16 protein-coding genes and 1 other annotated feature are annotated in these 12098 nt (G+C 41.2%); of the genes, 14 read left to right on the forward strand and 2 right to left on the reverse strand.

Annotated elements, in window-relative coordinates; genetic code table 11:
* The first annotated feature begins 102 nt into the window (after positions 1 to 102).
* The 10 genes from AC1DSK_RS04385 (at position 103) to AC1DSK_RS04430 (ending at position 6722) form a co-directional block, all read left to right on the forward strand.
* A complete protein-coding gene (locus AC1DSK_RS04385) occupies positions 103 to 282 on the forward strand; it encodes an extracellular solute-binding protein (protein ID WP_477546903.1) in 180 nt (59 codons plus the stop codon).
* Between the two features lie 123 nt (positions 283 to 405).
* A complete protein-coding gene (locus AC1DSK_RS04390) occupies positions 406 to 618 on the forward strand; it encodes a YwbE family protein (protein WP_477546775.1) in 213 nt (70 codons plus the stop codon).
* Positions 615 to 1010, forward strand: a complete 396-nt coding sequence (locus AC1DSK_RS04395; RefSeq protein WP_477546776.1) for a group-specific protein — start codon at positions 615 to 617, stop codon at positions 1008 to 1010. The genes AC1DSK_RS04390 and AC1DSK_RS04395 overlap by 4 nt, the downstream gene beginning before the upstream one ends.
* 33 nt (positions 1011 to 1043) lie before the next feature.
* The gene (locus tag AC1DSK_RS04400; protein ID WP_477531724.1) at positions 1044 to 1733 is read left to right on the forward strand and encodes a Type 1 glutamine amidotransferase-like domain-containing protein; all 690 of its coding nucleotides are present in this window, start codon (positions 1044 to 1046) and stop codon (positions 1731 to 1733) included.
* A gap of 32 nt (positions 1734 to 1765) precedes the next feature.
* Positions 1766 to 2386, forward strand: coding sequence for an FMN-binding negative transcriptional regulator (locus AC1DSK_RS04405; RefSeq protein WP_477546904.1), 621 nt, complete (start codon positions 1766 to 1768; stop codon positions 2384 to 2386).
* A gap of 12 nt (positions 2387 to 2398) precedes the next feature.
* Positions 2399 to 2902 carry an N-acetyltransferase family protein gene (locus AC1DSK_RS04410; protein ID WP_477546777.1) on the forward strand — a complete coding sequence of 168 codons (504 nt, stop codon included), beginning with the start codon at positions 2399 to 2401 and terminating at the stop codon, positions 2900 to 2902.
* 9 nt (positions 2903 to 2911) lie between these two features.
* A complete protein-coding gene (locus tag AC1DSK_RS04415) occupies positions 2912 to 3391 on the forward strand; it encodes a tetratricopeptide repeat protein (protein WP_477546778.1) in 480 nt (159 codons plus the stop codon).
* A gap of 6 nt (positions 3392 to 3397) precedes the next feature.
* The gene (locus tag AC1DSK_RS04420) at positions 3398 to 4000 is read left to right on the forward strand and encodes an NUDIX hydrolase (RefSeq protein ID WP_477546779.1); all 603 of its coding nucleotides are present in this window, start codon (positions 3398 to 3400) and stop codon (positions 3998 to 4000) included.
* A 12-nt stretch (positions 4001 to 4012) separates the two neighbouring features.
* Positions 4013 to 4957, forward strand: coding sequence for a dipeptidase (locus tag AC1DSK_RS04425; RefSeq protein ID WP_477546780.1), 945 nt, complete (start codon positions 4013 to 4015; stop codon positions 4955 to 4957).
* Between the two features lie 97 nt (positions 4958 to 5054).
* Entirely contained in the window at positions 5055 to 6722 is a 1668-nt protein-coding gene (locus AC1DSK_RS04430) for a hypothetical protein (RefSeq protein WP_477546781.1), read from the forward strand.
* A gap of 39 nt (positions 6723 to 6761) precedes the next feature.
* Here AC1DSK_RS04430 and AC1DSK_RS04435 read toward each other — a convergent pair whose 3' ends face one another.
* Positions 6762 to 7706 carry a 3-hydroxyacyl-CoA dehydrogenase NAD-binding domain-containing protein gene (locus AC1DSK_RS04435; RefSeq protein ID WP_477546782.1) on the reverse strand — a complete coding sequence of 315 codons (945 nt, stop codon included), beginning with the start codon at positions 7704 to 7706 and terminating at the stop codon, positions 6762 to 6764.
* A 215-nt stretch (positions 7707 to 7921) separates the two neighbouring features.
* On the opposite strand from AC1DSK_RS04435, the gene AC1DSK_RS04440 reads away from it, so the two are divergent.
* Both AC1DSK_RS04440 and AC1DSK_RS04445 read left to right on the forward strand, forming a co-directional pair.
* Positions 7922 to 8656, forward strand: coding sequence for an SDR family NAD(P)-dependent oxidoreductase (locus tag AC1DSK_RS04440; protein ID WP_477546783.1), 735 nt, complete (start codon positions 7922 to 7924; stop codon positions 8654 to 8656).
* Positions 8657 to 8680: 24 nt separating this feature from the next.
* Positions 8681 to 9100, forward strand: coding sequence for an NUDIX hydrolase (locus tag AC1DSK_RS04445; protein WP_477546784.1), 420 nt, complete (start codon positions 8681 to 8683; stop codon positions 9098 to 9100).
* Between the two features lie 155 nt (positions 9101 to 9255).
* Here AC1DSK_RS04445 and proS read toward each other — a convergent pair whose 3' ends face one another.
* Positions 9256 to 10695, reverse strand: a complete 1440-nt coding sequence (gene proS / locus AC1DSK_RS04450) for a proline--tRNA ligase (RefSeq protein ID WP_477546785.1) — start codon at positions 10693 to 10695, stop codon at positions 9256 to 9258.
* A 106-nt stretch (positions 10696 to 10801) separates the two neighbouring features.
* Positions 10802 to 11006, reverse strand: a binding site (T-box leader).
* 105 nt (positions 11007 to 11111) lie between these two features.
* Between proS and AC1DSK_RS04455 the strand changes: the two genes are divergently transcribed.
* Together AC1DSK_RS04455 and AC1DSK_RS04460 are read left to right on the forward strand one after the other, a co-directional pair.
* Complete coding sequence (locus AC1DSK_RS04455; protein ID WP_342542814.1) at positions 11112 to 11582, forward strand: hypothetical protein; 471 nt, start codon at positions 11112 to 11114, stop codon at positions 11580 to 11582.
* Positions 11579 to 12040, forward strand: a complete 462-nt coding sequence (locus AC1DSK_RS04460) for a GNAT family N-acetyltransferase (protein ID WP_477546786.1) — start codon at positions 11579 to 11581, stop codon at positions 12038 to 12040. The genes AC1DSK_RS04455 and AC1DSK_RS04460 overlap by 4 nt, the downstream gene beginning before the upstream one ends.
* Positions 12041 to 12098 lie beyond the last annotated feature (58 nt).

A 12098-nucleotide genomic window follows, 5' to 3' on the forward strand; every position in this document is an offset into this window, starting at 1 on the left:
CAATGAAGTGACTGAATATAAAAATCACAAAAATGTTATCGGTTATACGTTCCGTTTTTTCTTTACAGAAATGGTGAAAAATAAGAATAACGATTGCTGGAGGTGGATGGGGTCTATCCTGATAAAGAATCCATTCGCTCAGGAACATATCCAATAACAGCGGAATTCTACGTAATTACTGCTGGAACAAACAATCCAAATGCCCAAGCCTTCATTGATTGGATTCTTTCGGATGAAGGACAAGAGTTGGTAGAAAAAACGGGATACGTACCCATCAAATGATGTCCGCCGTTTGTAGACTAAACTGTGGTTTATCTAAAAGAACATGCACTTTGACAATTCTGAATTGTCGGAGTGCATGTCTCTTTTTATGATAAAATAAATCAAAAGAAAGGGTGATGACTCATGGCAAATGGTCAAAATCGTGCAGATGTAAAACCTGGGTTAGAAGTGAACGTTATTTTGAAAAAAGATCAACGTACAGGAGTGAAAACAAAAGGGATTGTGAAGAATTTGCTAACCAATTCTGCCCATCATCCTCACGGCATTAAAGTCCGTTTAGAAGATGGTCAAGTTGGTAGAGTGTGCGATATTTTATCTTCAAATAAGTTAGTATGAAATTTTATGTAGCATCCAGTTTTCAAAACAAGAAGATTGTAAGGGCAGTGAGCGGAAAACTCACGATGTTGGGGTGGCATCACACCTATGATTGGACACAAAACGAACGAGCTTGTTCACTCGAAGACTTAAAGCGAATAGGAATTCTTGAAAAACAGGCAGTCGCTGATTCCGATGTGGTGATTGTGATTTTACCTGGTGGAAAAGGGAGTCATATCGAACTTGGACTGGCCATTGCCTGGCAAAAGAAAACCTTCTTGTATTCGCCGAACTTAGAAGCCATGGATATGGATACGACCAGTACGTTTTACCATTTGGCAGACGTTCAGATTTGCGAAGGGTCGATTGAAGAATTGATTTCTACTGTTTTTTGCCAAAGCACCAAATCGTAGAAACAACCAACTTGCAGGATGGGGGATGTCGTTATGAGACAGGTAATTGCTTTAGGTGGCGGAGGCTTTTCAATGGAGCCGGAAAACCCTTTGTTGGATCGATACATTCTTGAACAAAGTCCAAAAGAGAATCCGAAAATTTGTTTTATTGGAACAGCCAGTGGTGATGCGGAAGGATATGTCGAACGATTTTATAATTTTTTCCGCATGGAAGAGTGTGAACCTAATCATTTGTCCTTGTTCAAACCACATACACGCGATATTAATGACTTCATAATGAATCAAGATATCTTGTATGTTGGCGGAGGCAATACCAAAAATCTAATGGCATTGTGGCGCGAGTGGGAACTTGATGTTACCATTCGACAAGCTTATGACAAAGGGACGATTCTTGCCGGTTTGAGTGCGGGGTCTCTTTGCTGGTTTGAAGATGGGATCACCGATTCCTATGGTTCAGGACTGGAACCGATCTCCTGTTTAGGTATTCTGCGAGGTAGTCACTGTCCACATTATGACGGGGAAGAAGATAGACGATCAGCTTATCAGAAATTTATCCTGGAAGGGAAAATCGGTAGTGGTTATGCTGCCGATGATGGGGTTGCTTTACACTATATCGATGAAGAATTGCATAAAATTGTAAGCTCACGTGTTCATGCTAAAGGGTATCGAGTAGACAAAGAAAAAGAAGCAATTTTAACCACTCACTATTTAGGTGTGAAATAGTGGGCACTGCTAAAAGAAGGTAGGGACAAATTATTTACATTCCATCATATTTTGAAATGATTGATCGACAAGAAATAAATGAAGTAATAGAGACCTATGGATTTGCGACACTTACCTCAATTCATGAAGGTTCATTGACGGCTTCACAACTGCCGCTGTTATTGAGTGAGGATAAAACGGAGCTCATTGGGCACTTTGCAAAAGGAAATAAACAATGGGTAGATATTGAGAATCAGCAAGTATTGGTTTTGTTCCAGGGCCCACATTGTTATATTTCACCATCATGGTATGAGACGCAAAATACAGTCCCGACATGGAATTATGTAACGGTTGAGATTACAGGAAAAGTGAAACTCCTAAAAGAAGGCGATTCGCGATTATGGAAATCTATGGTTGCTTTAACAGAAAAGTACGAGGAGCCTACTAGCACATACAATTTAATGGGTGTGGACCCCTCCTATATTTCTTCTTTATCGAAAGGAGTAATGGGTTTTACGATTTCTATCGATAATATCAAAGGGAAAGCAAAACTAAGTCAAAATCATCCAACAGCTCGTGTGGAGCGCGTAGTTGAAGCGCTTCGGGAAACAAATAAGTCTGATGAAAAAGCCATTGCAAAATGGATGGAGAAAAAAATGAGTGTGGATAAATAAAGGGGAAACCAAATGGAAATTCGTAAATTGACAGGTGAAGATGCGTTTAAATATTGGGAGTTAAGATTGGAAGCATTGCAGCAAGATCCTGATGCTTTTGCAACGACTTACGAAGATGCAATCGCCCGTAAAAATCCAGTGGAGCGAGTAGCAAACAATCTAGATGCAGAAGGAAGTTCGACACTAGGAGCATTTATCGATAATGAATTGGTTGGTGTGATGACCGTATCAGGTGAAGGCGCTTCCAAATTACACCACCGAGTGAACTTGTTTGCCGTCTATGTGACACCCCGAGTACGTGGTAAGCAAATCGGAAAGGCGTTATTGGAAGCAACGATTGAACATGCCAAGACATGGCAGGGGGTAGAAAAAATGAATTTAACGGTTGTATCAACAAATGATTCTGCGATTCGGTTGTATGAAAAAGTCGGTTTTAAAACTTTCGGTCACGAGCATCATGCAATGAAAGCGGGTCATAAGTATGTGGACGAATTGTATATGAGCCTGGAGTGGTAGGTGATTAAAGTGACTAATTTAGAACGGGCTATTCAGTTAAGAGAAAATGGGCATGCTCTGGAAGCATCGGTTATATTAAAGAGTTTATTATTGAATGACTCAAATAATCCAGCTATTCTCTACCAATGTGCATGGGCTTGCGACGTCCAAGGCATGGAAAGAGAAGCGGTTCCCTATTATGAACAAGCACTTGATAATGGATTGACAGGACACGAGAGAGAAGGAGCTTTTGTTGGACTTGGTAGTACTTATCGCGTGATTGGAGAATACGCTAAATCACGGAACGTATTTGAAAAAGGAATGGCTGAATTTCCGGAAAATAAAGCAATGCCGGTGTTTTTTGCTATGACGTTACATAATTTAAAAGAATATGACCTTGCTATGGAAACATTGCTATGCGTGGTATCAACCACAACTCGAGATAAAGACATCGAACGATATGTAAATGCCATTCGTTTCTATAAAGACAAATTAAATAAAACTTGGTGATATGACTTGGAACATGAACTTCTGACAGTCTTTAATGAAAAGCATCAAAAGGTCGGGGAAAACACGAGAGCTTTTATTCATCAAGAGGGGCTATGGCATGAGACATTTCATTGCTGGTTTGTCCAACAGATTAATGGCCTGCCGCACCTCTATTTTCAACAAAGAAGTAATGCCAAAAAAGATTTCCCAGGCCTTTTTGACATAACAGCTGCTGGGCATCTCCTTGCTACTGAAACGGTAAACGAAGGAATCCGAGAGGTGAAAGAAGAGCTCGGTGTTAATCTTAGTATGGAAGACCTTCGACCCATCGGCATTTTGAAAGACAGCATTGTGCAAAGGAATTTTATTGATAATGAATTTGCACACACGTATGTCTACATGATGGTAGGCGGTAGTCCTTCCTTCCATTTACAGGAAGAAGAAGTCAGTGCCATTTATTCAGCACCTATTTCTGAAGTGGTAAGGTTATACGAGCGTGAAGTTGATCAAATATCTTTGGGGTGCATACTATCAATTAATAAAGATCGATTAGAAATCAAGGTGTCACTTGAAGACTTCGTACCTCACGGCGGTGACTATATGAAGCAAGTCTTGAAGGCAATCCAATAAAGGAGGCATAATATGAAAGTAATCGATTTACATTGTGATGTTCTGTATAAATTGTCGATAATGGATGAATTACCTCCATATGAAATTGCAGACTGTCTGCAAGCGAATAAAAATAGATTGATTGCTGGAGAAGTCCAAGTGCAGTTTTTTGCCATATTCATTTCTCCTGAAGTGCCTCAGAATGAAAAGTTCATGGCTGCCCTTCGTCAGGTTGAATTGTTCTATACACACGTGCTTGCACCGAATCCAGAAATGGTCCACATTACAGATTGGACCCAGATTGAACATCTCGGAGAGAATGAAATCGGTGCTGTGCTGACACTTGAAGGTGCAGATGCATTTGGCGAAGACCTTGGCAAGTTGAGTGCTTTGCTGGATGCAGGAGTGAAGCTTGTAGGGCTTACATGGAATCATGCGAATGCATTGGCGCATGGAGCGGATGAACCATCCCATTTAGGCTTGACGCCATTTGGGTACGAAGTGGTAGAAATGTTGAATGAACATAATGTTTTAATCGATGTATCCCATTTGAACGAACAGTCATTTTGGGATGTGGTTGCACAAGCGAAACACCCAATTGCCAGTCATTCGAATGCAAGAAGCCTTTGTGACCACCCTCGGAATTTAACCGATAAACAAGCCAAAGCATTGGTTGATAAAGGAGGACACATACATGTCGTGTATTATCCACCGTTTATCCACAATGAGGGGAATCCAGTTACTCTTGAACAATTGGTGCACCATCTTATTCATTTCTCGAAGTTAGTAGGTGTTCAGCATTTGGGACTTGGCTCAGATTTTGATGGCATTAGTGTGTTTGTCGAAGGTTTGTGTGATGCGAGTGATACACAAAATGTGGTTAAGACTTTAAGTGGACATTTTACGGAAGAAGAGGTTCGGGGGATTACCTCAAACAATTTCAAAAACTATATTCAAAAAGTGATTGCTACCAGTTAGCAGTCACTTTTTTGTATGTAAATTTACATGCGGCGAAACTTTTAACCATTTCATCCGTATTAAGGAGGAGAATACATCTAAGAAACGAGGAATTCAAATGGGATTAACTTTCCTTTATAGCATCATCATTGCAATCGTTGTTGCAGTTCTAATTATGCCGCTGACATTGCCTAAAGAAAAACGCAAAGAAATTGCCGCTGGTATTATTGGAACTGCAATTGGGTTGGCAATTATAATCTTCACATTCTATTACGTAACGAATATTGATCGAAATCTATCTGCTCTTTGGCCGCTTGCCATTTTGGCAACAGGTCTTGGCGTATTTTCAGCAACAGGTAAAGAACGTCAAGTTAAAGGAGTACTTTTCCTTGCTGCCCTTGTATTTGGGGGCTACATGTTAAGCGCTCAGTTGTTTAATGCAGATGAAAAATTCGATTCCGCAAAAATGAAGCAAGAAGTTGAAATCGAAGCCTTTGATGAAAAGGAAACGCCTGCAAGTGTTCCACCAAAATTTGCACGCAATAAAATGAAAAAAGCATTCGGCCAAGTACCAAATACGAGTTACTACGAATTAGGCAGATTGCAAATTCAAAAAGTGGATGATGCCTTTGTTTACATTGCACCAGTTGAGTTTTCCGGTTTCTTTAAGTGGGTGAATGGGGACACCACCCCAGGATATTTCATGATGAGTGCAACCGATTCAACGGACAATCCGAAGTTTGTAAAAGCAGAAATGTCGTATACACCATCATCATTCTTCCAAAAAAATGTTGCACGCCATTTACGTCTGGAGTTGCCAGAAACAATTTTCCATGGTGACATGCAGCTTGAAATTGATGACGAAGGAGAGCCGCATTATATCCGTTCATTCGGGAAGTTCGTATCTGCACGTAATGGTTTTGAAGTAACAGGAGTAGCTGTGGTGAATCCACAATCCGGTGACGTCAAAACGTATGCATTGAACGAAGTCCCTGACTTCATTGATGGAGCTGTATCGCCAGAAGTGGTGAGTTTGCAAAATAGTTATTTCGGAAACTACGTCCATGGATTCTGGAACAGTAAGTTTGGTAAAAAAGATGTGAAGCTCCCTTCCGATGAAGGAACAGAAGCGAATGTCAGCCCTGTTTTTAATGAGAATGGGGAAATGTATTACTTCACTGATTTCACAAGTCCAAAAGAAGGCGTGGATTCCATGCTTGGGTATTCATTAACGGATGCACGAACAGGCGAAGCCACTTATTATACAGGTAATATGGAAGAGTCCTATATGGATTCATATGGTGCACTTCAAATCGTTGAAAAGAAATTCATCGAGAAAAAATGGTTTGGTGAGATGCCGATTCTGTACAATTTCTACGGGGAAGCAAGTTGGTTGACGCCGGTTCTTGATGCCAACGGATTTTTGCAAAACTACTTTATCGTGTCTGCGGCAAATCCCGAAATTTCCGCTTTTGCCAATACACCAAACGAAGCATTGAAGTTGTATAAAACAGCATTGCAACGTGGTGGTAGCAGTGTAGATGGAAGTTCTAGTTCAGAGGAAGCTACAACTACCGGTAATGTCGAGCGCGTCTACAAAGAACGAGTAGGAGATTTCACACTTGTTTCGTTCATGTTAACGGACGGTACCAATTACTTAGTATCCACAGAAGTGGAGCCTTTGGCGGTCTACTTGAAAGAGGGAGATCAAGTGAACGTGACTTATTTGAATACTGGCGAAATGTTCTTGCCTGTTAAAGAAATGAAGATAACCGGATTGGAATAATAGAAAGGCTGTCTCGATGAATTCGAGACAGCCTTTTACTTATTTATCTCTTGTTTTTAATATGGCCATCTGCTTTTCGTCACGCATTTGCGCAAGTTCATCAATGGTTGAACGGCCGTAGGATTCGCGTGATTTCGTGGCTAGACGAGAAATAGTTTCCTCATCCATTTTGAGATCTCCTTGCGCATCCCAGCTCTTTTCCATAGTCGGACCGAGATGGCGCATGAATGATTCCATACCACCCTGTCCACCACCCAGATGCATGCCGAGCATCGGTCCGGTTGCTGCCCATCTTAACCCGATTGAATCTTTGACGATTTCGTCCACATCTTCCATTGCAACTACGCCTTCATCAACTAAATACATAGCTTCCCTCAGCATGGCAAACTGCAATCGGTTCGCTACAAAACCAAAAACTTCTTTTTGGATATGTTGTGGGGCTTTGCCCAGTGTTTTGTAAAACACGAGCGCATCTTCAACTGCTTCATTTGATGTGAATTGACCTGGTACGACTTCAACTAAAGGCATTACAAGTGGAGGATTGAATGGATGGCCAATTAACATGCGGCTCTTGTCTTTCATGAATGCCGAAATATCACTTGCAGGGATTGTTGATGAAGAAGACAGTAACAAAGTATGTTCTTCCACATACTTTTCGATTTCAGCGAAGAGTTCCTGTTTCAGAGCCAATTTTTCAGGTCCATTCTCCTGAATCACTGCTGCCCCTGTTACGGCTTGTTGTAAGTTGGATGTAAGAGTCAAACGTGATTCGAAACCTCTTGCCGGCAGGTTGAGTAAAGTTAAAGTAGAGCCAATTGACTTGAAATGCTGTTCTGATACTTCGTTCAAATCTGGCCTAGGATCGTATAATCTTACCGTCAATCCATGTGCTAAAAATAAAGTTGCCCACGAAAGTCCAATCGTTCCTGCCCCAATTACTGTCACGGGGTTGAAGCGTTGTAAATCACTATGTATACACGTCATGGCTCATCCTCCTAGTTTTAACTAAAACCATGTTATCATATTTAAATAGTTCTATTGTGTGAATTTTGTGAATGAGTAGAGGATGTGGACGATGATGAGTTTTGGTGGCGTTCCCGAGTGGTTTTACATATTAGCATTTGCCGTGGTCATAGGAATTGTTGTATTCACGGAATGGTGGACCCGTTGAGTTACAGTGTGAAAGGAGGTTTTCCATCATGAATCAAGCACAAGTCGTTATTGTAACTGGCGCATCACAAGGCATTGGACGCGGAATTGCAGAAGCTTATGTGGCAAAAGGTGCACAAGTAGTTCTGGCTGATGTGAACGAGAAGCTAGGTAAAGAAGTGAGCAAACAGCTTGTTGGCAGTGTGTTTGTTAAAACAGATGTAAGAAAAGAAGTTGACATCAAAAATTTAATGAAAGAAACATTAAAAAAATTCGGTCGTATCGATATTTTGATTAATAATGCAGGGAAGAGCAACTTCAAACCATTATTCGATTTATCGATAACGGAGTGGGATGAAGTCATCAACACGAATTTACGCAGTGTCTTTTTGTGTTCCCGTGAAGCTGCAATGCAAATGCGTCAGCAGGAAAGTGGAGGTTCGATAGTCAATATCGCTTCTACGCGCGCAACCATGTCCGAACCGAATTCAGAAGCATATGCGGCAACAAAAGGTGGAATCGTCGCTATCACTCATGCGCTTGCAGCATCTCTTGCGGAGCATCATATAACGGTGAACGCAATATCTCCAGGCTGGATAGAGATAGGGGATTACAACGAACTTCGAGATGTTGATCACAAACAGCATCTCTCTGGGAGAGTGGGCAAGCCATCAGATATTGCCAAAGCATGTCTGTATTTAACTGATCCTCAAAACGATTTTGTCACAGGCATTAATTTGGTTGTGGACGGTGGCATGACGCGCAAAATGATTTACGAACATTAAGTTGGATGTAAAAGGAGGTTTATTATGTTTCATTGGAAAGGTGCCGCGGGTGTGTGCATAAATGAAAACAATCAAATATTGATGGTGTTGCAAGCTGCACCAGATGAAGAGCCGAAATGGACGATTCCATCAGGCGGAATCGAAGGTAGGGAGACGTATGAGGAAGCTTGCATACGAGAGTTCGAAGAAGAAACTGGTTTGACTGTTGAAATTGTGTCGAAACTTCAGGACAAAAACGGAGTGAATGCACAGTATGGGATTTCTTATGATTTGCAATACTTTTTGGTGGAGCAAGTAAGTGGGGAGTTGACCTTGCAGGACCCTGATAATTTTATTTTAGAGATAGCCTGGAAATCTGCCGATGAATTGGATTCGTTAGAAATGAGTTATCCCGAGGACGTTGCGTTCTTGAAGGGACTGCTGGTTAAGGCGACTGAAAGTTGAATTAGGAGATAATTGGTTAGTTGCCCCAATAAGGTGGAAAGTTGCCCCTATATGACCAAGAGTTGCCCCAATAACACCAAAAGTTGCCCCAATAACTTCAAATGATGACATGAAAAAAGCCTTCCCAACCTAGTGGGGAAGGCTTTTCACTACTTTTAGTACGCTTTTGCCCAGTAAACCATCTTGTCAGCTGGTTTTTCGCAGCAAACGCATGTATCGCTTAACTTTTCTTGTTCAAATGGGATGCATCGTGACGTCGCGGAAGTTTCTTCTTTAATGAACTCTTCACATGCCACATCTCCGCACCACATGGCTTTGATGAAGCCTGGTTTTTCAACCAGCACACGCTTGAAATCTTCAAATGATTTCGCGACAGACGTGTGTTCTTCCCTATGAGACAAGGCTTTGTTGAACAAATTGTTCTGTATGTCTTCAAGCAATCCCGTTAGTTTAGCTTCAAGCTCATCCGCAGACACCACAATTTTCTCACCAGTGTCACGTCTGACCAGCACGACTTGACCTTGCTCAATATCTTTTGGTCCAACTTCCAGGCGAATTGGAATTCCTTTCATTTCATACTCATTGAATTTCCACCCTGGTTTTTTGTCCGATGCGTCTATGCCGACTCGCACACTACCAGATAAGCTCTCTTTTAGGTCGTACGCATAATCCAATACACCTTCTTTATGTTGTGCGATCGGCACAATCATCACTTGTGTAGGTGCAATTTTTGGAGGCATGACCAGACCGCGATCGTCACCGTGCACCATAATCATGGCCCCGATAATACGAGTAGTGAATCCCCATGATGTTTGGTGGACATATTGTTGCTTGCCTTCTTTATCTAGATATTTGATATCGAATGCTCTGGCAAAGCCATCTCCGAAATGATGTGAAGTGCCGGATTGCAAAGCTTTTCCGTCATGCATCAATGTTTCAATCGTATACGTGGATTTCGCTCCGGAAAATTTCTCTTTTTCCGTTTTCTGCCCTTTCACGACAGGGATAGCAAGCCACTCTTCACATAACTGTGCGTATTCATCCAACATGCGGATGGTTTCAACTTGTGCATCCTCATCTGTCGCGTGTGCAGTATGTCCTTCTTGCCATAAGAACTCTAGCGTGCGTAAAAACGGGCGTGTCGTTTTCTCCCAACGGACAACGTTTGACCATTGGTTATATAGCTTAGGCAAATCACGGTAAGAATGAATGATATTGCTGAAATGCTCACAAAATAATACTTCTGAAGTTGGACGTACACATAAACGTTCAGCTAATTTCTCGTCTCCACCATGCGTCACCCATGCGACTTCAGGTGCAAATCCTTCAATATGATCTTTTTCTTTTTGCAATAAAGATTCAGGAATGAACAGTGGCATATAGACATTTTCATGGCCGGTTGCTTTAATACGTGCATCCAGTGCTTCTTTTACATTGTCCCAAATTGCGTAACCATAAGGACGGATAATCATCGAACCGCGCACGCTTGAATAATCGGCCAGTTCCGCTTTCGTCACAACATCCGTAAACCACTGAGCGAAGTCTTCATCCATCGCCGTCACACTTTGCACAAACTCTTTTTTCATTGAAAACACCCCTTTATTGTTGTTTATCGTACATTTGCGCTAGCCGCATGTTCCACACGAGCCAACAAGTATGAAAATTAAAAGTTGCCTAATAAACAAAAAAGCTCTGCAACAAACGAGGGACCATGTCTCCATGGCGGTACCACCCTCATTTGAAGCAAAGCTTCACACTCATACATGTTAACGACTGTCGCCGCGAATATCTTTCGAGTTCGAACTCAAAGGTAGGTTCAAGATGTGGTCTTTAGGAGTCTTTCACCGTACAACTCCCTCTCTAAAAAAACACACGTTTCTTTACTGGTCCTTCTCAACGTTGTTTAACTATTTCTGTGATTATATCGGGTAAAGTTTTAAAGTGTCAACAAATTTATTTTGGGCTCATGTGATATAATGAGCCAATGAAACATTATGAAAAGAGGCGCACTATGCTAACATTTGAACAAAAACAAGAAATCATTGAATCGTACCCTGAGCTGACAAAAAAAGAAGTATCATTAAAACGTTTGAACTATCATTTCGAAGACAGCCTATATGACAAAAAAACGGTCGTATATCACTTGCATCCAAATGGCAACGGCTTTGTTTTTGTTGGAGATTTAAAAAAATATGATTCAGATAGTAAAGGCATGATCAACATTCGTGAAGCGACGGAAGCTGAGTTACGCGAAATGATTACCGATTCCATTGGGATTTTATCTGAAGAAGAACATTATGAAGAAGAAGTACTTAACGTAGAGCAAGTATGGAAAAATCGCGAAGGACAGGAATTGAAGCTTGTTCAGGAAGATACATTGTGGAATATTTATCACACGCACAACCTGGAAGAAAGCTACGGTTCATTTGAAGAAGCAGAAGAGTATTTATTGAGTGAAGGATTCCGCACATCGACTAAATGATGATTATCCGAAAAATAACAAAAGGGGAAACGCCGCCGTGGGCATTGTTGCTTTTGGCGGATCCTTCCCGTGCAGTTGTAGAAGAATACGTAAAGAGTGGAAATGTTTATGTTGGCGAAGAGTCAGGCAAATCCATCGCTGTATATGTTCTGAAAGAGACTGGGGAAATTGTCGTTGAAATTATGAATGTTGCTGTCCATGAAGACTTCCAAGGAAGAGGATACGGCAAACAATTAATTTCTCACGCAATAAGTGAAGCTTCTAAACGAGGATACGCACAAGTTGAAATCGGGACCGGCAATTCTAGTATTCTCCAATTGAAGCTATATCAGCAATGTGGATTTCGTATAATCGGCATCGATTTCGATTATTTTACACGTAATTATGATGAACCGATAGTTGAAAATGGTTTGTTGTGTCGCGATATGATTCGCCTATGTTACACATTTGAGGACTAGGATTTTATTTCCTGGTTCTTTTTGCTTTGGAAGTATTTATTTTTTATCGATATACTAG

It is taken from the genome of Paenisporosarcina sp. P4_B8 (genome assembly GCF_056402175.1).

Bases quoted from the DNA above. Each gene is read 5' to 3' on its own strand.
- AC1DSK_RS04460 (WP_477546786.1), top strand. From the start codon at position 11,579: ATGATGATTATCCGAAAAATAACAAAAGGGGAAACGCCGCCGTGGGCA.
- AC1DSK_RS04430 (WP_477546781.1), top strand. From the start codon at position 5,055: ATGGGATTAACTTTCCTTTATAGCATCATCATTGCAATCGTTGTTGCA.
- AC1DSK_RS04440 (WP_477546783.1), top strand. From the start codon at position 7,922: ATGAATCAAGCACAAGTCGTTATTGTAACTGGCGCATCACAAGGCATT.
- AC1DSK_RS04425 (WP_477546780.1), top strand. From the start codon at position 4,013: ATGAAAGTAATCGATTTACATTGTGATGTTCTGTATAAATTGTCGATA.
- AC1DSK_RS04445 (WP_477546784.1), top strand. From the start codon at position 8,681: ATGTTTCATTGGAAAGGTGCCGCGGGTGTGTGCATAAATGAAAACAAT.
- AC1DSK_RS04400 (WP_477531724.1), top strand. From the start codon at position 1,044: ATGAGACAGGTAATTGCTTTAGGTGGCGGAGGCTTTTCAATGGAGCCG.
- AC1DSK_RS04410 (WP_477546777.1), top strand. From the start codon at position 2,399: ATGGAAATTCGTAAATTGACAGGTGAAGATGCGTTTAAATATTGGGAG.
- AC1DSK_RS04455 (WP_342542814.1), top strand. From the start codon at position 11,112: ATGCTAACATTTGAACAAAAACAAGAAATCATTGAATCGTACCCTGAG.
- AC1DSK_RS04395 (WP_477546776.1), top strand. From the start codon at position 615: ATGAAATTTTATGTAGCATCCAGTTTTCAAAACAAGAAGATTGTAAGG.
- AC1DSK_RS04390 (WP_477546775.1), top strand. From the start codon at position 406: ATGGCAAATGGTCAAAATCGTGCAGATGTAAAACCTGGGTTAGAAGTG.
- AC1DSK_RS04435 (WP_477546782.1), bottom strand. From the start codon at position 7,706: ATGACGTGTATACATAGTGATTTACAACGCTTCAACCCCGTGACAGTA.